The sequence below is a fragment of the Leeuwenhoekiella parthenopeia genome, assembly GCF_020782115.1.
In the GTDB taxonomy this organism is placed as follows: domain Bacteria; phylum Bacteroidota; class Bacteroidia; order Flavobacteriales; family Flavobacteriaceae; genus Leeuwenhoekiella; species Leeuwenhoekiella parthenopeia.
Map to the genome: position 1 here is coordinate 298,586 of NZ_JAJGMW010000001.1, position 20,516 is coordinate 319,101.

Annotated in this window: 11 protein-coding genes; 2 read left to right on the top strand and 9 right to left on the bottom strand. The window is 37.4% G+C overall.

All coding sequences use genetic code 11. The features are described from left to right. Nucleotides 1–28: 28 nt before the first annotated feature. The 8 genes from LLW17_RS00975 to LLW17_RS01010 form a co-directional block, all read right to left on the bottom strand. Nucleotides 29–1,084, bottom strand: coding sequence for a hypothetical protein (locus tag LLW17_RS00975; protein ID WP_228228400.1), 1,056 nt, complete (start codon nucleotides 1,082–1,084; stop codon nucleotides 29–31). A 325-nt stretch (nucleotides 1,085–1,409) separates the two neighbouring features. Further along, nucleotides 1,410–5,456 carry a cellulose binding domain-containing protein gene (locus LLW17_RS00980; RefSeq protein WP_228228401.1) on the bottom strand — a complete coding sequence of 1,349 codons (4,047 nt, stop codon included), beginning with the start codon at nucleotides 5,454–5,456 and terminating at the stop codon, nucleotides 1,410–1,412. 198 nt (nucleotides 5,457–5,654) lie between these two features. Continuing rightward, nucleotides 5,655–7,088 carry a sulfatase gene (locus tag LLW17_RS00985; RefSeq protein ID WP_228228402.1) on the bottom strand — a complete coding sequence of 478 codons (1,434 nt, stop codon included), beginning with the start codon at nucleotides 7,086–7,088 and terminating at the stop codon, nucleotides 5,655–5,657. A 107-nt stretch (nucleotides 7,089–7,195) separates the two neighbouring features. Next, nucleotides 7,196–8,359 carry a glycoside hydrolase family 43 protein gene (locus LLW17_RS00990; protein WP_228228403.1) on the bottom strand — a complete coding sequence of 388 codons (1,164 nt, stop codon included), beginning with the start codon at nucleotides 8,357–8,359 and terminating at the stop codon, nucleotides 7,196–7,198. 6 nt (nucleotides 8,360–8,365) lie between these two features. Continuing rightward, nucleotides 8,366–10,015: a sulfatase-like hydrolase/transferase gene (locus tag LLW17_RS00995; protein WP_228228426.1), complete on the bottom strand. Its 1,650-nt coding sequence runs from the start codon at nucleotides 10,013–10,015 to the stop codon at nucleotides 8,366–8,368. 46 nt (nucleotides 10,016–10,061) lie between these two features. Beyond that, the gene (locus tag LLW17_RS01000) at nucleotides 10,062–11,180 is read right to left on the bottom strand and encodes a family 43 glycosylhydrolase (RefSeq protein WP_228228404.1); all 1,119 of its coding nucleotides are present in this window, start codon (nucleotides 11,178–11,180) and stop codon (nucleotides 10,062–10,064) included. Continuing rightward, a complete protein-coding gene (locus tag LLW17_RS01005; protein WP_228228405.1) occupies nucleotides 11,177–12,664 on the bottom strand; it encodes a sulfatase in 1,488 nt (495 codons plus the stop codon). The genes LLW17_RS01000 and LLW17_RS01005 overlap by 4 nt, the downstream gene beginning before the upstream one ends. 11 nt (nucleotides 12,665–12,675) lie before the next feature. Then, complete coding sequence (locus tag LLW17_RS01010; RefSeq protein WP_228228406.1) at nucleotides 12,676–14,313, bottom strand: sulfatase family protein; 1,638 nt, start codon at nucleotides 14,311–14,313, stop codon at nucleotides 12,676–12,678. A gap of 541 nt (nucleotides 14,314–14,854) precedes the next feature. On the opposite strand from LLW17_RS01010, the gene LLW17_RS01015 reads away from it, so the two are divergent. Further along, nucleotides 14,855–17,038 carry a peptidase domain-containing ABC transporter gene (locus LLW17_RS01015; RefSeq protein WP_228228407.1) on the top strand — a complete coding sequence of 728 codons (2,184 nt, stop codon included), beginning with the start codon at nucleotides 14,855–14,857 and terminating at the stop codon, nucleotides 17,036–17,038. Nucleotide 17,039: 1 nt separating this feature from the next. Beyond that, nucleotides 17,040–18,332: an HlyD family secretion protein gene (locus tag LLW17_RS01020; RefSeq protein WP_228228408.1), complete on the top strand. Its 1,293-nt coding sequence runs from the start codon at nucleotides 17,040–17,042 to the stop codon at nucleotides 18,330–18,332. Between the two features lies 1 nt (nucleotide 18,333). Here LLW17_RS01020 and LLW17_RS01025 read toward each other — a convergent pair whose 3' ends face one another. Further along, entirely contained in the window at nucleotides 18,334–20,511 is a 2,178-nt protein-coding gene (locus LLW17_RS01025) for a prolyl oligopeptidase family serine peptidase (RefSeq protein WP_228228409.1), read from the bottom strand. Between the last annotated feature and the right edge of the window lie 5 nt (nucleotides 20,512–20,516).

Sequence of the window (20,516 nt, forward strand, 5' to 3'; positions counted from 1 at the left end):
AGTCTATGTAAAAACCCCATTTTTTACATTAAAAGTTTTTACCGATAAGGTTGCCCTCCTTATCAAAAATTTCAAGGGCATCGTTACCTAATAAATGATTAGTATAGCGTTGAATCTGAATGATTTCTACATTTTTCAGCGTACCCTTGAGAGTTTTCTCATAAACACCGTCATTTCCGTCATCCCAAAGGTTTACCATCGAAGCATTGGGGTTATCAATTACCATCCCGTCAATATTGACAGTTACAGTATATTCGCCGCTCCTGCCTGCAATTATCGGGTTACTTCCCTGAGGGTTGCCGCGTCCGCTATTTCCAATAATTTTTATATTTCGGAAAGTGCCGACTGCGCCATCCGGATAATCTCCCCAACCCAATTGAATTGGTACTGCATTCTTAACCATATTAATGGTTGTATTTGTTACAAGTATGTCGTTATAAACCTTAATAACGTCATCGCCAGTTTCAAAGTAACAGTCATCAACAGTGCTACCATCACCACCAGCAATACCGTCACTATGATTACCACTTCCACCTCTGGTATCAATAAAATCGCAAGATTTTAAATGAACCGGAGCATAAAGACCTCTTACGTGAAATGACCTGGGGTTCAATGATGTCAAATTTTTCAATACCAATTCACCCTCATGTGTCTCAAAGGAACTAATTACATATGCTATTACATCATGCTTTTGTGGCCAACTTTGAATTTCAGTACCATATACGACTGAAGTTTTACGATTCTTACCTTCTATTAGACAAGGTGCATAAGTGTGAAAGGCTCCATTTACAGTTGTATTAGCTTCGATAACAATATGTTTTACACTTTTTGGCACATTCCAAATAAAAGATTTAACACCCTGATTTTCAAAATTAATGGAACCTGAAGTCAAAAAAGTTACCTGCCCCTTATCCTTGTCCCATTGCACCCGGCCCGAATAATTGCTTTCTAATTCTAATTGTTCCTGTGTTTGTTTGAGATTACTATTCAAAGCGGTTTGACCATCCGTAGTAGATTTACAAGCCAATAGGCAGCACAAAAACAGTAAGTAGCAAAAAATTGACGCTTTTTTAAAAATTGACATTCTAATATAAGTTAATGTTGAAATCTTAAATTTATAGATCTAAATTATTTGAGTATTCTAAGATATTGTTTCTCCTTTCCACAATTCTTTTGCTCATTTAATCCGTATGGCTTCGATTATGTTTAGATAAGAATCTACACCAACAAATAATTTCTGCTGTAATTAGATTCGCTCTACTGAAGATTGAAATCAATTTGACACTTAAACAATTTTTTAAAAAATATAGGCCAGACTCAAAATGACGCCTGGCCTATAAAGAAGCAAAACACACTTAAAAATTCTTAAGAATACTTTTATTTGATTTTACTTTATTAAGCTCTGAATATCATTCTTTGATTAATTTAAAAGTCTTTTGATTGCCAGCTTTATTATATACTGTCAGAAGATATATTCCTTTCGAGAAACCGGAAATCTGTAATTGTAGTGACATGGTATCAGCAGTCAGTTTCTTATAAAACACTTGTTTACCACTCATATCGCTTATGATCAAATACTCTGGAGATTCGTCTTTAGAAAAACTAACATTCAAAAGATCTTTAAAAGGATTTGGATAAAGACTTACTGTTGTAAAAGAATTATTGTTTGTCGCCTCTTTACTCAGTGTAATTTTTTCATTACTTGCGGCTTTTGTTTCACAACTAACTGCTGTTGTTGCCTCAAAAATTCCATTCCCAATAAGTTTACCATCTGAAAATAGCTCCAAACGATACTCATATGTAGTGTTAGGCTCTAAAGGTACATCGGCAAATCTATAACGGCCATATCTCCCAAAAACTTGACCATCAGCAGGAGTAAGTACAACATTGATAAGCTGTTGATTTCGATAGACTAAAACTTCGTCAAAATCACTGGCGATCGTTAAAGTGGGGATTATTCTAGGGCCCAAAGCACCACAACTATCATTATAATCATTTAGAAAAACAATGGTTCTATTTAACGAAGGTTCACTACCAAAGATTTGATTCCCTTTATAGTAAACAGTAATTCGATCATTTAAAATAAAATCAGTAGAAGGTGAAAACGACCAGTCGTTACTTTCGTCAAATTTAGAATAATCAAGTCCATTAAATCGAGTTTGTATTTCACCTGTAGATGAAAACGGAGCAAGTTTGCCAGAAGCATCAGCAAATTTCAGCGACAAATAATGCGTAGTTTCAGGAGTTGAAAGTTCTTGCAGATCTATTATTTGACCTTGAATATTTGAAGTACCCAATTTTGCATAGTCTGTATAGAAATTAAATTTATCATTCTCCTCTGAAGAAAACCAATATCTTACTTCTAATTCTTTCAAATCAAGAGCAGTATTACCTTCATTGATGATATCAAAAGAAGGTTTAATCTGACCGTCATCTATTCTATTTCCCTTAGTAACTTTATGATTAACACTAATTTGAAGGTTAGGTTCTTCGCTTTTTGGTTCCATTCCCCATATGAGCTCTCCATTTTTATAAATACTTATAGACTCAGACGACTTAAAAGCAGGAGCGGAAGCCTGATAACTAAAGTCATTTGTTTCATCAAAATTTGTCCAATTTTTTTTGTGAATTCTTGATTGAATAATTCCTGTTCCTTCACCTGCAGATAAGGATTCCAAGTCATCGCTAAATTCTACCTGAAGATAATGTGTTGCCCCGATTCTTGGGTTGCTCACTTGCTGTATTGATGTTTTAATGTTGCTTTTATCTAAAGCTGCATAATCAATAACTGAATTTAAATCATCATAATTTTCAGTTTTAAACCAATACCTAAAACTGTAGTCCGAAAGTTGTTCTGTTGTACCTCCAATATTTTTCAGCTCAAAATGAGGCTCTATTTGATTATTCATAGGCTTCGCATCTGAATTCTTATAATAAATAGCTAAAGACCTTGGAGTTATACTCACCTCTGAAGAAAAGCCTAAACTTTGCGTCTCGTTAAATGCTTCTAATTTATATGTATAGGATTTGGCAGGATCAGCATTAGAATCTATATATATGGAAGTCGCATCAATTTCATCAATAATTGTAAATTCCTCAGCATCATCAGCTTTACGCAAAACGTTTATTTTGGTAATTGATTCATTTAAATTTATCCAATTAAGATTAACCTGATTAATTCCTGAACGATTAGCCTGAAGGTCAAATATCGGAGCTTTAATTAAAAATGGTACCGTCACATTATCGATTCCAAAAAGGCCCCCTATATTTCCGCTCTGTACACTGCCATATGTATTTGCGAAAGCTATTATTATATATTCGTAATCTGAAAGTAGAATATCGTAATCATACTTTGACCAACCTGAACTTGTTCCTAAGGCAAGATTTGAACTTAACTCCGTGGCATCAGATCCTTTATATTCACAGGCAAAATTATCTCCAAAAGCGCCCGAACCACCGGTAAGAACAAGGCGACCGTCAATACCATTAGCTTCATTGTCATTAATACCGTAAACTCTGTAGCTTAAACGATTTCCGTCAAGTTTCCAGAAATAATCGAAAGACATAGATAGCAATCCATTTAACTCCAAATCGCTATTATTATAGACGTAAGCAACACCCCTGGCAAAGGCAACATCACTTGATCTTCCAAGATAGGCATCAGGATTTCCTCCCTCGTTATAAATGTTGTAATCTGTATTTCCAGTTGCCTGAACACCAAACCAGTTACCTTCGCCAGCCTGTAAATCGTTCAGGTTATTTTGATTCAGACTATATTCGGCACCAGAACTATTTGTAACAGGTAAAATTGAAACTTCATCAAATGTTTCTACCCTTGTAAGAGCAATAGGTTTACCCTGACCGGGATCAAAAACAATGTCTTTTGTAGTTGTCTCCTCAATATCAAAGAATATGTTGGCATTGTCCTCATTGAGTTTAACGCCACCAATTTCGACATTTGTCAAAGTAACATTCTTTACCAAAAAACTTGAACTGCCATCTGATGTTGCATCCTGGCGCCCAATAATACGGCCTTTATTAAACTGATTTTCAACTTGAATATTATCAAGTAGTAGATCTCCCAAATATCCAAGCTGAACTTCTAAAACCTTTGGTCCGGAGGGTATAGCATTAGTTTCTGATCTGGGCTTTAAATTTGTAATTCCAGGAATACTTCCTTCAATTCGTATATTTCTAAGGGTGGTCAAAGTACTACCAGTTCCATAATCTCTAGGAGAAAAATCGAGTGCTACCTGTGAAGCTATCAAACCGTTATTATTTCCTAAACCAGTCCATTCCGGATTAATGACATCTATATTTTCCATAAGCGAGGCCCCGGTTCTCAAATTACTCCATCCATAGGTCATAATCGCTCCATTATGTCCCGCCCATAGTACACAGTCGTGAACATAAATATTCCAATTATAAAAATGATCATCAACGGCTCTAACAAAAGTTTCTGAAATTTCAGATCCGCTGCTCACCCGAATCCCATCATTGTTGGCGTGCCAACCATTAAATTTTACGTTTTTAATTGTAACGTTATCATTACCTACTATTCCGTGATGTGGAGAATCTAAAACTGTAATTCCTTCAATGGACGCATTATTCCCAACTCTTAAAATTTCAGGATGAAAAGGACCTTCAAAAAGGGGACTTGCGCGCCATTCGTATTGTCGTCCGGATAGGATACCACGACCAAAAATCTTCTGATTATTTGCTCCTTCAGGATTTCTATCAATTAATCCCTCTACAAAAGCACCTCCTTCAAAATAAACACTTTGACCATCTTGAAGATAAAGTACTCCATCATCAGATATGACATCTCCGCCAGTGTAATTTCTCAAATTATGATAACCTTTTGGAAAGTAGATCAGACCAGCTTCCTTAAGAGTCTCAGAAGGAACAGAATTTGAGTATATAACTGCATCTGCTGAACTAGATTCAGGTATTTCATTTTGACCTGGATTTATAAAAATACAGAGCATGTGCTTTATCCAACCGTAAGTTGGAGTTTGATTATCTAAACCATTAAAGTTCACGGAAATATATTTAGATGACTCATTAATATCAAATGAGACCTCATTTCCGCTATCAATACTAGGTTGTAGATTATAAGATTTAGGCACCAACTCAATCGATTGAGAATTATCACCGAAAAGCTTTACCACCCTAAACGTAAGACTCTCTCCATTTTCAGGATTGTAATCAATATTTACAAATGAGAATGTCCTCCCCTCAAGTTCATTTGCACGAAAATCTCCCTGAAATCTGGAGTGTGACATTAGCACTTCCAGTTTTACCTCTTCGCTCGAACCGCTTTTGACATAAACCTCGTATTTATCAGAAATGAGAGCCTGGCCTTGTTCTTTAGGCCATTGGTAAGTAGTAATTTGTCCTAGAGCTGAAAAGCTCATAAGTAATACAAAAATGAAAATTTGGTAATTTTTTAGCATAACACAAGAGATTAAAAATGAACTAAATCTTATTTAATTTATATATTAAAGTTCAAAGTTCAGAATCGCATATATCCTTTAGAGGATAATATCTCACATTAAGGAAACTCAGAACAAAGACCGAATTAACTCATTTCTAAAAGACTTCTTTAGCTCTCATTTTCAATTTCATAACTCATTTGAACAATTACCCTATTGTTATGAATTATTTTTTCTTGTCAGTTCGCTTAATTTATTTCTCAAATCGGTTCGAACGTTTTTGTAAACAGGATTGTTAATTTCATTGTGCCATTCTAACGGATCTACCTCGTGATCATACAATTCTTCTGATCCATCCTCATATTTTATGTATCTGTATTTTTCAGTTCTTATCGTATTTCGCCCTTCACCCATCTGGGTGAGACTGGCTCGATCCCACTTAAGTTCAGGATTTATTAAAAGCGGCACAAAGCTATTTCCTTCATTTTTTTGATTTTCGGGTAAACCTGTAAGTTCTAAAAGTGTAGGATAAAGATCCAAAAGATTTATTGGGCGATTGCTTCGACTTTCAGGTTTAATCATTCCTGGTACTTTAAAAATGAAGGGAACTCTGCAAGCCTCTTCCCAAAGTGTAAATTTTTTATAACGTAACTTTTCTCCTAGATGCCAGCCGTGATCACCCCAGAGGACGACTATGGTATTGTCTGCATATTTGCTTTTGGCCAAAGCATCAAGAATAACACCCACACAATAATCTGCATAATTTATACTTGCCAGATAAGCTTGTACGGCCTCTTTCTGTTTACTGTATTTTTCAATTGCCGTATATTCTTTAGTAGGACTAAAGTTTTCTCTGGTGTCATCGAGATCACTTTCGAGAACTTCAGGAAGTATCATATTCTCAACAGGAAATTTATCATAAAACTCCTTAGGTACTTTCCATTCCAGATGCGGTCTGAAAATACCAACAGCCATAAAAAATGGTTTGTCAAAACCTTCTTGGAGCTGTTCTGCGGCCCACTGGGCGTTGAGGTAATCTGGGGTTTCCTCCGTTTTTCCAGTGGTGGGTGCCCAATCCATATTATCGCTCATTTCCCCCCGTGGAATTCCATTGTCCAATAAACCTTTTTTGCTTTGCGTAGCACCATAATTCCCAGAAACTGGTGACCACTCATCCCATGTATGTTTGCCTGTTGCAGGTGTATGATATATTTTTCCTCGAGAAAGTGTATGATATCCGTATTTGGATAGATACTGGGGCAACATAAGACTATTGTTAATTAATGGAACATCAAATACTTTATCTCCATTTTGAAAAATTCCCGTTGTAGAAGGTTTGTAACCAGACATAATAGCCGCTCGCGAGGGATTACAAACTGAAGCTGCGCAATACGCAAGGTCAAATACCATCGACTCCTTAGCCAGCTTATCCATGTTTGGAGTTAATGTCTGTGGATGTCCACCCATAAAACCAGTCCAATCATTAAGATCATCAACTGCAATCATCAAAATGTTATACTTTAAGTTTTTAGAATTTTGACTTTCTGTTTTAAGAGCTGAGGTACTGAAATCCTGTTTTGAGGAATTACTTTTACAGGCAACCATAAGTATACATAAAGTTGAGTATATAAGCCAGTTAATAATATGTTTCATAATAGGGGCTTTACAGTTTGAGTAGAATATTTCGAAGTATTTTGTTCAATAACTATTCTCTCTTAGAATTAAAAAAGAGTATAGTAGTTGAACTGAGTCTTATTTTCTTAATTTATTTTGACTTTTTGAAGAGTATAAGTCGGTCCGTCTACTTTAATCTCTCCATCTTTACTTATTGTGATAGGATCAATAACCAAAAAAGGGTTTTCACCAGGTTTGATACCATGACAAGATAACCAACGTCTACCATCAGGCCCGATAAAAATCTCATTGTGCCCTACCTGATTGAACGGGTTATCGGGATTGCCAGTATAAGTCATCCCATTGTTTTCACAGGCCTCTTTACTTTGAGCACCATATATTGGATTGGAACTTGATTTGACCCAAGGTCCGGTTATTTTCCTTGCTTTTGCAATCCCTATCTCGTAACCACGCGTCCAGCTCGAATAAAACAAATAATAGGTATCTCCTTCTTTTATCACATAGGCACCTTCTATTCCGATGGAATCCCAATCATAGTATTTCTCCACCTTGTCTATAGGCCTGCCATTGTAGCCGGGAGTTTTTTCGATATTTCCTTCCCCATCGTATTTGTAATCAACTTTTCCTGGAAGAATTGCCGTAACAGGATCTGTAATAAGTTTGCCCTTTTGCAGATCTACCTGTGCAAACTGGATTCCCTTTTCGCGCCCTTGGTTCCAAAAGGCCCAAACACTGCCATTTTCTTCCTGAAAAAAAGTAAGGTCATTTCCGCGAGTTAATGGTTCAGATTCTGTAACTACAGTATATGGCCCCTCTATATTTTCAGATACAGCATATCCATTATGTTGCCCTACATATCCTGCCTGATCATTGTTGCAGTTAAAAAGTGCATAATATTTATTGTTGATTTTTTGAATCTCTGGCGCCCAAAAACGTCTGTGGTACCACTTTGTTGAGTCCCCTGCTTCTACAATATATTTGACAAGCTGCCAATCGGTAAGGTTTTTTGACCTGTACAGAACTACCCCTTTATTAAAGTTGCCGTTTTCTTCTTCGCGAGGCCAGTGCGGGTAAGATGTACCTGTCAAATACCAATTATCTCCATCCCGGAGTACCTGACAATCACGTAAGCCCATAGAATCAATACCTGATCTAATAGGATTCTGGTATGTAAAGTAAGAAGCCTCTGCAGCGACATTTTTTGGTTCTCCGCTGTTCTTATCAAACTTGCACGAGATAAATATTACTACAAAAAATAAAAAAGTTAGTATCTTAAAATTTCGATTCATAATATATCAATTGGTTTTATTACGTTCCCAAGGCATTAATTTCATATTATTGGGACGGTAGCGTTTTATAATCTGATCAGTTTCTTCGGCTAAATGCTGTTTCTTTTTAAAATTCTGTGGGGTGTCTCCTGGATTCCAATACCATTGACTGGGTTGATGAATGGTATCTAGTATTTCCTTAAAGTCTGCTGCTATCTTAGGATAAATATTGGCCAGATTAACTTGTGCCCTTTGATCTTCTTCTAACAAAAATAACTGAACGGGCTGTTCAGGATGATCACGGTAAGCATAAAAACCACCCTTTCGGGCCGCCTGCTGATTTTGTTTATAGAAATACATTAAACGATCTTTTGGGATACTATTTCTATCGCCTTCAAGTAAGGGTAATAAGCTAAAGCCATCAACGTCTAAATTTCCCTGATAACCCGATACATCTTTAAATGTGGGAAATAAGTCAAGTAACCAAACGGGTTCACTTATTATTTCGGCATAGTCCTGCTGCGGCATATGTATGCTAAAAGGTACGCGCATACCTCCCTCAAGTGCACTGAATTTGCCACCGTGAAAAGGCCCTTTATTATTTAAAAATTCATCATCAGGCCAAATTGACTCTCCATTTTCACTGCGATAGGAATTGTGCATAGCATATCCATTGTCTGAAGCAAAAATGATCATCGTATTATCATAAAGACCTTCTGCCTTTAACTTTTTAATAAGTTTTCCTACTGATATATCCAGTCGCTGCACCATCGCTCCCCAACTTTTCGAGAGTAAAGACATGTCGTCCCGATTTTTTAATTGCCGTAAATCATCAACTATTACAGGCCCGTGAGGTAAATTTGTTGTAAAAAACAGGAAAAAAGGGTTGTCTTTTTCCCGTTCTATAAATTCCGAAACCTTAGTGTCGATCAGGTCAGGGGTGTAAGCAGCCGTCTTCATATCCATTAGCGCCAGTTCTCCATTTTCTTTGTAAAACTGAACGTTTTTTAAAGATTCCGGATTACGCTCTAATTCATAAAGCAACTGCATGTTGAGTGATTCATTTTGAGGAAATTCTATTTCCTTATTATTTTCATATAAGTTCAAGGGAAAATAAGAATGTGCTTCGTAGTGCGTTAAATATCCATAATGATAATTAAATCCCTGATTGAGGGGGTTCCCAGCTGTATCCTTATAACCAAGACCCCATTTCCCGATCACACCAGTCGTATAACCTGCTTCCTGAAGCATTTTTCCGAAAGTATATGTATTGTCTGGCAGAGGTTCAAAACCCCGCGCACTACTGTTAAGCCTAATTGGTGCATGCCCTACATGTAATCCTGTAAGCATGGTTGCTCTTGATGGTGCACACTCAGGTGCACCTGTATAAGCTTGGGTAAAGCGTGTTGAATTACTCAGTAATTCGTCAAGATTAGGTGTTTTATAATTCCTTTGTCCATAGGCACTAATATCTTTATAACTTAAATCATCTGAAAAGATGAAAACGATATTAGGTTTATTATTACCCAAAGGCTTAGCGACTTGATTGGATTGCTGGTTGGTATCACAGCCCATTAGTAATAACAGGAAACTTGATAGAGATACAAACTTCATTGAAGTTAATCGGAAAACTTTATTTAATAAATCCATTTTAAATTTTAAAAAAATTGATGTCATCAACTACATTAGTTAATGGAGTATTCTATGCCCAACCTATCAACCTCTATTCAAATTGAAAATTCTGGACCTCTTCATTACCAGGGTTCTGATATGCGGGATCTAAGGCTTTGATTTTAACCGCATCATTTTCAATCTTAATCTCCATAGGTACCAGGGTTAATCCCTGCTTATTTATGGTAAAGGCGGTATTGCTCATATCCTTATTTTCAACTTCATGGGGTTTTAAGGTAGGCTCATTGGCATTGTAAAAGGCCGTGCACCACCAGTTGCCGTTTTTGTCTTTAAATGGGGTTCCATGCCCTAAGAATCGTCCAGCAAATTGTCGCTTACCATATGGGCCATTCACTTTATCTGAAACGGCATAGTAGAGATTATAGGTTCCCTTACGCATTTCATCGGTGCTCCAGGCAGTTCCAAAAAGAATATATTTATTTTGAACTTTGATAATATATGCCCCCTCGTGGCCCATCTTTCGGTCTGATGGCCCTATGTTGATTTCCTCCCCATCAAAACCACTAAAGTCTTTTTTCAAGCGCTGTATTGCTGCCATTTTGTAAACCAGATATGGTTGATCATCATCCATAAAAATACTAGGATCGTGTCGATGACCAAGTTCAGCCCCAAATGGTTCAATATAGGGTGGAGCTAATTCATCGCTTTCAGTAATCATTAGATTAGCCATTCCCATATTACTGGTATTTACAATTATCCATTTCCCATTAATAAAATGAATTTCTGGTGCCCATATCATAGCTTGCCGATCATTGTCCATTGCTTTTTTAAGAAGGGCTTTTCCAAATTCTGAATCATTTGCTCTCCAACGTACACCCAATTTTTCCCAATTAGTTAAATCCTGGCTACGCCAAAACTCTATTGAAGCTATACTATCAGGAAAAGATTCAGTCATTCTGGTTGCAGAAAGATAGTAGTTACCGTCTGGGCATAAAGCGATGAATGGATCACGCATCCAGGTATCTTTCATAAGATGTATAGCACGGTCATGCTTATTGATCATTTGAATCAGGCTGTCTGAAGGGGACTGCCTGATACTATTTTCTTTTGATTTTAACCCTTCTCTATAGTTACTGTCTTGACCGTTTTTACAAGCTATTACAGCGGTACAAAAAACTGATACAAATAAGATTTTTAGGATGTTTTTCATATCTGAACTAGGTATTTGGTATTTTTTGGGTTTGATTTATATTCTGATTCCCGGGTATTTATCATTCTATTGTTCTCCTCTGTTCTTCCCCCAAGCGAGCGAGCGAATTCTTTTGGGATTTCCTTTTTAAGCCTCATAATGATTTTTTGATTATTTGGGTCATTTGTAACATTGTCCCACTCAAATGGATCAACCCGATGGTCATAGAGCTCGCTGCTACCATCTGGATATTGAATGTAACGATAGTGCCCGTCACCAACAGAAACAAAACCCTCTCCGTATGTCATTATACTGGGACTGCTCTTTAGTTTGGGGTTTTCAATATATTTTAAAAGACTTTCGCCATCAATTTTATGTTCTGGCTTCCTTAGCCTGCAATAGTCTATTAAGGTAGGGTATATGTCCATCAGACTTACCGTTTGGTCAAGTTCCATGCTTTTACCATTAGGTAGGCGTATCAATAGTGGGGAATATGCTGAAAGTTCCCACAATGTCCCTTTTTGCCATTTTTCTTTTTCGCCCATATGGTAACCATTGTCTGACGCGACGATTACGATGGTATTTTTAGAATAAGCAGAAGCATCAAGCGCATCGATCACTCGTCCTACAGACCAGTCTGCAAACGATGTCGTTGCGAGATAACCTCGTATCATCTGTTTAAAAGTTTCGTGTCGCCTTTCCAAGCTTTCGCCAAAAAGATCAAGCGAATCTACCAAGGCGCGTCCTATTAGTGGGATATCTTCCAGATCACCTTCTTTATAACTTACCGGCAAATGAACATCAGAAGCATCGTAAAGATCAAAAAATCGCTTAGGTGCAGTATAGGGTGTGTGCTGGCGCCAGAAACCCAAGTAACAGAAAAATGCCGAGTCATGGGCTTGTTGAAGAAACTCAATTGCCGCATCACTGTTATTTACATCAGGAAAGTCAGAATCGGGTCCTTCCCAAGCTTTAACAGATTGAAATTGGCTCTTGCCTCCGACCCAAAATCCCTCTTCAGCAAAAGGTCCAAAACCACCTTTATAAATAGGACGGTTGTCAAACATGGCTTCTTCCCTACCGTCTTGCAATTTAGAATGAAAGATCTTGCCACGGCCGAAAGTTTCATATCCATTTCGTTTGAAACATTCTGGCATGGACTCTACTTTTGCCAAGATATCAGAACGTCTCCAAGGGTCTGAACCGTTGTAATATACCCCTGTTTTGTGAGGTGCCACACCGCTGAAGAAAGCTGCTCGAGAAGGCACGCATACCGGAGATGCACAGACCGCATTTGTGAAATTGACAGACTGATCCCTTAATTTATCCAGATATGGAGTCCTAACCTCTTTATAGAGATCCTTTGGCCCCCAACCATTCATATCATCTACATTAATAAAAAGGACATTGGGATGCTGCCAGCTTTCTTGTTCTGCCACATTTTTTTTACAGCCAGCCATAATCAAGATCAATAAAAGGCTTAAATTTTTTAAATGAGTCTTCATGTTCTAACTGTTTAGTTCTTGCCAGACAAACTCCCCATATTTATACTATCGGGAACTTTTTTTAAATTATTGCCCCTCCCATCAAGAAAATACGACTCGATGTCTGAGATCAGTATCCAAGGTGGAGCTGGCTTTTTGCCGGCAAGAAAATCGTCGTACAATCCGCGCCATTTTGATAAATCATATTGTTCATAAAGATGCCCGTAACCTTCGATCCTCAGATCACCCTCTTCACTTAATTTTTTCATCATAAATGATTTCAGGTTTTGCATTTGCGAAGAAAATTCTTCATTTAATGCCAGATTATTAATGCAATAAGGATCGCTAGTAATGTCGTATAATTCTTCTAAAGGTCTCTTGCCAAAATTTGTCATCCAGTAATTTTTGTCATTTCCCTTTCGTCTTAAATTAAGTAAAAGACTCTTTGTAGGGCTGCTGTCGACATTAAGATAGCCGGTCTCCGGGTTTCCTGATGGCCAGCGATTGGGTTCAAAATTTTTTATATAAAGCATATTATCTTTATAAATACCACGTATGGGGTAACCCCAATCGTTGGGTCTTCCGGTATCGTGACGTTCTTTACCAACCAGTACAAAGTCACGAGAGGCTTGCACCTCCTCTGGTATTTCGGCAGTGAGCAAGGGCAAGAAACTCTTACCCGGCGAGGGATGCAAACCAGACTCTTTAAATGGGAGCTCTACCGCATCAAAGATGGTTGGTGTGAGATCAATAAAGCTGACATAATTCTTTATATCTCTTCCTGTAGATAGTATTCTATCCTTCCAGCAAAGCGCCAAAGGCACGTGATTAGCCTGTTCATATTGGTTTCCTTTAACTCTTGGAAAAGGCATACCATGGTCTGAGGTGTAAATGATGAGCGTATTATTTAATATGCCTCGCTTCTCAAGTTCCTGCACTATCTTCCCCGCCTGTTCATCAGCATACTCTATTTCGTAAGCATAATCTAATAAGTCTTTGCGTATGGTCAGGGAATCTGGCCAGTAGCCGGGTAATTTCCCGATCATATTTGTATTTTTATTACCGAGTTTTTCACCAGATTCAAAAGCATATGCGCGGTGCGGCTCGTGAATGCCAACCCAAAAACTCCAGGGCTTCTCATCAGGCACAGAATCTATAAAATCTTTAAAATTTGCAAAATAATCGTCTCTGGATATTTCAGGAGTAGGTGGTAAAAGTTTATGTCTTCCAAAGTTAGTACCCAAGACATCTCTAGGGGTACCATCTTGTTTTAGGGTTACACCTGGAGAATACCCTTTTCCGGTATAGCCAACACTATATCCAAAATCAGCAAGAGCTTCCTGATAGGTTTTAAATTGAGGTGGAAAATAGATATAGTGGTTGGCAGCGGCCTCTAACTGCCAACTGTTACGACCTGTGAGTAAACAAGCTCTGGATGGTGCACATTTGGCATTAGGAGTATATGCCTTTTTAAACAAAACACCTTCTTTTGCAATTCTATCAAAAGTTGGTGTTTGCACATAAGTACTTCCGTAAGCACTCATATCAAGACCTGCATCATCGAGCATAATAATGAGCACATTGGGTTTGTCCGCTTTTTGGGCAACTACAATGTTTGGCTTAAATGAGTAACTTAGAATTATTGAAGCATAAAGCATTTGTTTGAGCATTCAGAAGTGTTTTGAAATACTCCAAAGCTTGCCTAAATGAGATTAATATTTTTGCTCATTTGATTAAAATGATAGCTATAAATACAACTCCTTGTTTTTCACTTTTATATTTTCCATTAAATCTAGAATTAAAACAGATCCCACAGATTATAGAGTAATCTTTTAAGTAATAACATAACCTAATAGCGTGAATTAAAAGTCAGAATCGTCGAATTTGGACTGATATTCATAAAATTTAAACAAAAATTTTAAAATTGTTCTGTCTCTTCAAAAGCGTTTATAATAAAATTATATATGTTCTACATTACATTTAAGATATCGAATAACACTATTGTACATTTTTTTTATATCCTGCATTTTTGTAAAAAATATAATTAGTACTAAAATAGTTTCAAGTAATCTACCGAGTTTATTTTATTGTCTTTCCAAATACAACTTAGAATTTTTATAGTTATTAATAACCATTGAATACAAGTTAAAAATCTGTACTTAACTATATATCAAAACATTAAACCTTATATTTAATAGTAATAATTAAGGTTTGAAAAAGTTCCCAACATACCGGCAACCTGATTCCAAGGACTGTGGCCCCACCTGTCTTAAAATCATTGCCAAACATTATGGTCAAAGTGTTTCAATCACGTCATTAAGAATTATTAGTGAAACCACTCGCTCTGGCAGTAACCTTTTATCTCTTAGTGAAGCTGCTGAGCAAATTGGATTCCGGTCTATTGGTGTCCGTATCAATTTGGAAAAGCTTAAACAAGCACCCCTACCCTGTATTCTTCATTGGAACAAAAATCATTATGTCGTTCTTTATAAAATAAAAAAGGATATTTTTCACATATCTGACCCAGCTCACGGACTTCTAAAATATTCAAAATCAGATTTTATAAAATCTTGGATAGGCAATAATGCAGACGACTACACCGAGGAAGGTATAGCATTATTACTCGAACCTACCCCAAAGTTGTATGATTCCGATTTTGAAGAGGATTCCAAGTTTGGCTTTGGATTTATTTCAAAATATCTCCTTCAATACAAAAGATTTTTAGTCCAATTGATTATTGGCTTAATTGCGGGAAGTTTACTACAGCTTATTTTCCCATTTCTAACGCAAAGTATTGTTGATGTCGGGATACGAAATCAGGACATACAATTTATCTATCTGATATTAATCGCGCAGATATTTTTATTTCTGGGCAGAACAGCCATCGAAGTAATACGGGGATGGATTCTTTTACATTTGAGTACCCGACTTAATATATCGTTAATTTCAGATTTCTTCATCAAATTAATGAATCTACCCATCGCATTCTTTGACACCAAGATGACCGGGGATATATTACAACGCATTAATGACCATAAACGGATTGAGCGCATACTTACTTCTTCCTCATTAAATGTACTCTTCTCTTTTGTAAACCTGATCATATTCGGTATCGTTTTAGCCTATTATAATCTTTGGATTTTCGTTGTCTTTCTTGGTGGTAGTATTTTATACTTCCTATGGATAAAACTGTTCCTAAAAAAACGTGCTGACTTGGATTATAAACGATTTTCTCAGATTAGCCAGGAGCAAAGCAAAACCATTGAGCTCATCAACGGGATGCAGGAAATCAAATTGCATAACGCTGAAAAACAAAAACGCTGGGGATGGGAGTTTTTGCAAGCCCGATTATTTAAAATTTCGGTAGAAGGTCTGGCATTAGAACAGTACCAACAAGTTGGGTCAAATTTTATCAATGAGCTTAAAAACATTCTTATTACAGTTTTATCTGCAACTTTGGTGATTAAGGGCGAGATCACCCTGGGTATGATGCTGGCCATCTCATACATTGTAGGACAACTCAATTCTCCCATATCTCAACTTATCAATTTTGTTCGCGAGTATCAAGATGCAAAAATATCGCTCGACCGGCTTGGTGAAATCCATAATAAAGAAAACGAAGAGAATACTGCTCAAAAGATTAGCGATGTTAACTACGATTCCGACTTAAAATTGGAGGGCGTCTCATTTAGATACACGGGCTCTGATAAGTTGGTTCTTGAAGATTTAGATCTTTTGATTCCCGCAAAGAAAGTCACGGCCATCGTTGGGGTTAGCGGTAGTGGTAAATCTACGCTCATCAAACTACTGATGAAATACTACTCCCCCATTGAAGGAAATGTGTTTCTTGGAGCGCACAAATTGGAAAATGTTTCTCAAAAAACCTGGAGATCTGTTTGCGGAGTAGTAATGCAGGAAGGCTATATTTTTAACGATACTATAGCTCATAATATAGCTATTGGTGAAGACTATATTGATAAAGATAAACTGGCTAAAGCTGTTGATATCGCCAACATCAAAGACTTTATTGAGTCTTTACCTTTATCTTACAACACGAAGATCGGAATGGAAGGCGTGGGTTTAAGTACAGGTCAAAAACAACGTCTCTTAATCGCGCGGGCAGTTTATAAGGATCCAAAATATTTATTTTTTGATGAGGCTACTTCTGCATTAGATGCTAATAATGAAAAAACAATAATCGAAAAACTCAATTCATTTTTTGAAGATCGAACCGTAGTTGTGGTCGCACATCGATTAAGCACCGTTCGTCATGCAGACCAAATCGTCGTGCTTGATCAGGGAAAAATTATTGAGATTGGAAATCATCACGAACTCATTAAGCAAAAAGGGTCCTATTATAATTTGGTTAAAAATCAACTCGAACTCGGAAAATAAGATGCCGGAAAAACTTGAAAATATTGAATTGCGTAGTGAAGAGGTTCAGGAAATCCTTACCCGTGTTCCTAACTGGATGATTAGATGGGGTAACACTTTATTTTTGAGTCTTATCGTAATAGTTTTAGTGATGGCCTGGTTTATCAAATACCCGGACATTATTCAAACTACTGCTTTTTTAACTACTGAAAACCCTGCTGAGAAAATCTATGCTAGATCAACGGCCAGGATTGACAGTATTTTTGTAGAAGCTAATCAGCAGGTATTTTCAGGACAACCTTTAGCCTTATTGGAAAACACTGCTAATTATTCCGATATTGTATTCCTAGACTCCCTATTAGACACTATGGAAGTTTCTGAAAATGAATTCTTCTTTCCAATAGATGATTTACCGCTGCTCTTCCTGGGTGAAGTTGAGCAGGCCTATGCCAATTTTGAGAATAGCTATATTTCCTATTCGATAAACAAAAACCTGCGCCCCTACTCTAATGAAGCCAATGCTCAGCAACTGAAACTATCCGAATTGAAGCTTCAGTTTTCTAATTTGGAATCTCAAATACGAATCAACAAGAAAGAGCTGGAGTTTAAAGAGAATGATTTGGAGCGCATGAATACGCTTTTCGATAAAGGTGTCATTGCAGAACAGGAATACGAAACCAGACAAATTGAATTTCTTCAGGCCCAGCGCAATTACGAAAACCTAATCAATTTACGTTCCCAGCTTAGAGACGCTATCAATGCTACGAGTTCAAATTCACGATCTACCGACATCAACCGCACTCGTGAATCAGTATCGCTTTATAAAGCTTTGATTCAGTCCTTTAATCAACTCAAAAAGAGCATTAAAGATTGGAAATATGTATACCTGTTGCAGGCAGAACAGCCAGGAACCCTTACATTTATGAATTACTGGAATACCAATCAAACTGCAAATCAGGGCGATGTTATCTTTACTGTAATTCCCAATGAAAAGCATGGCTATTTAGCGAAACTCACCGCTCCGGCTCAGAATTCAGGCAAAATAAAAACAGGTCAGATTGTAAACATCAACTTGGCAAACTATCCCGAAAATGAATTTGGAGTACTCAAGGGAACCATAAGTAGTATCTCGGCCTTACCTGATGAAGAACAGAACTATATCATTGATGTGAGTCTCCCGGATTCCTTAGTTACCACCTATGGTAAACCTATTGATTACAAACCGGAAATGCCTGGCTCCGCAGAAATCATCACGGAAGACTTAAGATTATTAGAGCGTTTATTCATTCAATTCAAGCAATTACTCGACCGTTAAGTTATTCATGATTTTGAAATAAGGGATGACCGGTTTGCCATAATCCAAAGGAAAAAACATCTACATATTCCAGATACATCTGTGATATTTCTGAGCTTCCCTGATGGCCGGATTCTTTATGAATGCGAAAAAGTACCGGATCATTTGAAGTGGTACTATTCTGAAGCCGGGCAACATACTTCCCGGGCATCCACAACGGCACTCGTGCATCGTTGTCTCCTGCGGTTAACAATACTGCAGGATAATTAGTATTACGTATGTTTAGATACGGATCCATCCGCGTTAAACCAACAACACCTAAAGAATCGCTTATACTTCCATATTCATCCTGATTAGAGCCTCCACCATCATCCCGATTCTCACTTCTAAAGGGATTCATCACAGAAACCTCAGCAATTGCTGCTGCAAACAACTCGGGTTTTTCATTTAGTGCTCCTCCAATTGTTATTCCTCCTGCACTCGAACTATAAATTACCGTCTTGTCCGGAGCTGTAAAACCCTTGTCAATGAGATATTCGGTAACAGCAATCAGGTCTTTCCAACTGTTGCATTTATTGAGTTTCATTCCCTGCAGGTGCCACTCCTCCCCTTTTTCACCTCCCCCTCTTACGTGAGGTATACAGAGAATACCACCTAATTCTACCCAGCTTAAAAAAATCGGTGAAAAGAATGGAGAAATAGTAGTACCGTATGCCCCATAGGTGTAGAATAAAGCAGGATGAGTACCATCACGAGTGAGGTTTTTGTTATAAATCAGAGATACCGGTATCTGCTCCCCATCATCCGCTTCTACCAGTAATTCGTTATTGATTATATCATTAAACTCGTCAAAATTTACGGGTGTGGTAAGAGGTTGATCAGTAAACTTTTGAGTTTTTAAATTTAAATAATACCGGTCACTTTCCGATGTCCAGCCGGAGAGGTTAAACCATAAGTGCGAACTTCCTGCCTGAGTTTGATACAGCTTAATGGCCCCCGGTTTGTAAGGTAAGGCTATGGAATCCGATTTATAACCATCAGAGGTATATAAACTGGCCTGAGTGCCATATTTAGTGGTAGTATAACAAACCCCGTTTTCGGTTACTAAAAAAGAGTTTAGGATTTCATTTGATTCTGAATCCGCATACTGCTTAGAATTTTTGAAATCCGGATTTAAGATCGGTACCTTATTAATTGTATTGGTGTTTTTAAGCTTATTAGTGCGGTAGTAGTAATTATCTCTGTAAAACTGACCTTCTGAAGTATATACCTGATCTTCTTTAGTATAAAAAGGTTCCCAATTGGGTGTACCTCTTTCAAGATCGGCTATAGGCGTTATGTAGGCATCCCAAAAATTATCTACGGTTGCGAGATAACCTAGAGCGTATATGGCATCCTGAGAATCGATTGTAGCAATGGGATACACATCTTCCGTAATAGTTAAGTCATTAATTAGTTTACTTCCAAAAATGGAAATCAGAGAGTCTGCAGGTTTCCCTAATCTATGCAGTACCGTCTCGGTATGCTCAGCCCCTTCCTCATCATAAGAAAATTGAAGAAAAAGAAAGCCGGTATCATCCGGCAGCCAACTGATTCCTAAAAATGAATCAGGCCACGCGTTATGTAAAACTTCAGGATAGCGGTCATTTTTTTCGAGATCAAGAATAATGATATCTGATATTTCATATCCTGAATGAGTAAGTGCTATAGCTAGCTTATTTCCTTTCCAACTGGGTTTAAAATAGCTTATTGTATGTTTAGTATCATAATCATAAGTTTTGGGATCAAACAGCAGCTTTTCTTCGGCTTCATAGAAGTCCCGATAGTATAAAGATGCATATTGCTCTTCTGCATTGCGCTTTAAATAAAAATACCTTCCGCTCTCCGAGACTTTAACGTCTGAAACATGCGCAGCAGCCCGGCTTCCATAATCTGTAAACTTATCCAATAAGAGATTACGTCCGGTTATGTTGTTTAATACCGTATCTGCCAGCTTTGCCTGAGCTTCATACCAGCCTTTGATTTCTTCCTGCTCCAGTTGTTCCAGGTGCCGGTAAGGGTCAGTTACTTCTATTCCAAAATAAGTTTCCTGAACATCTTTAGCATGTATCGCAGGATACTGCAACTTGGATTGTACCCGCTTTTGAGAATACGAATGGAGTGGGAAATAAAGGAAAGTAAGAATCCATAAATACTTCATCAGTT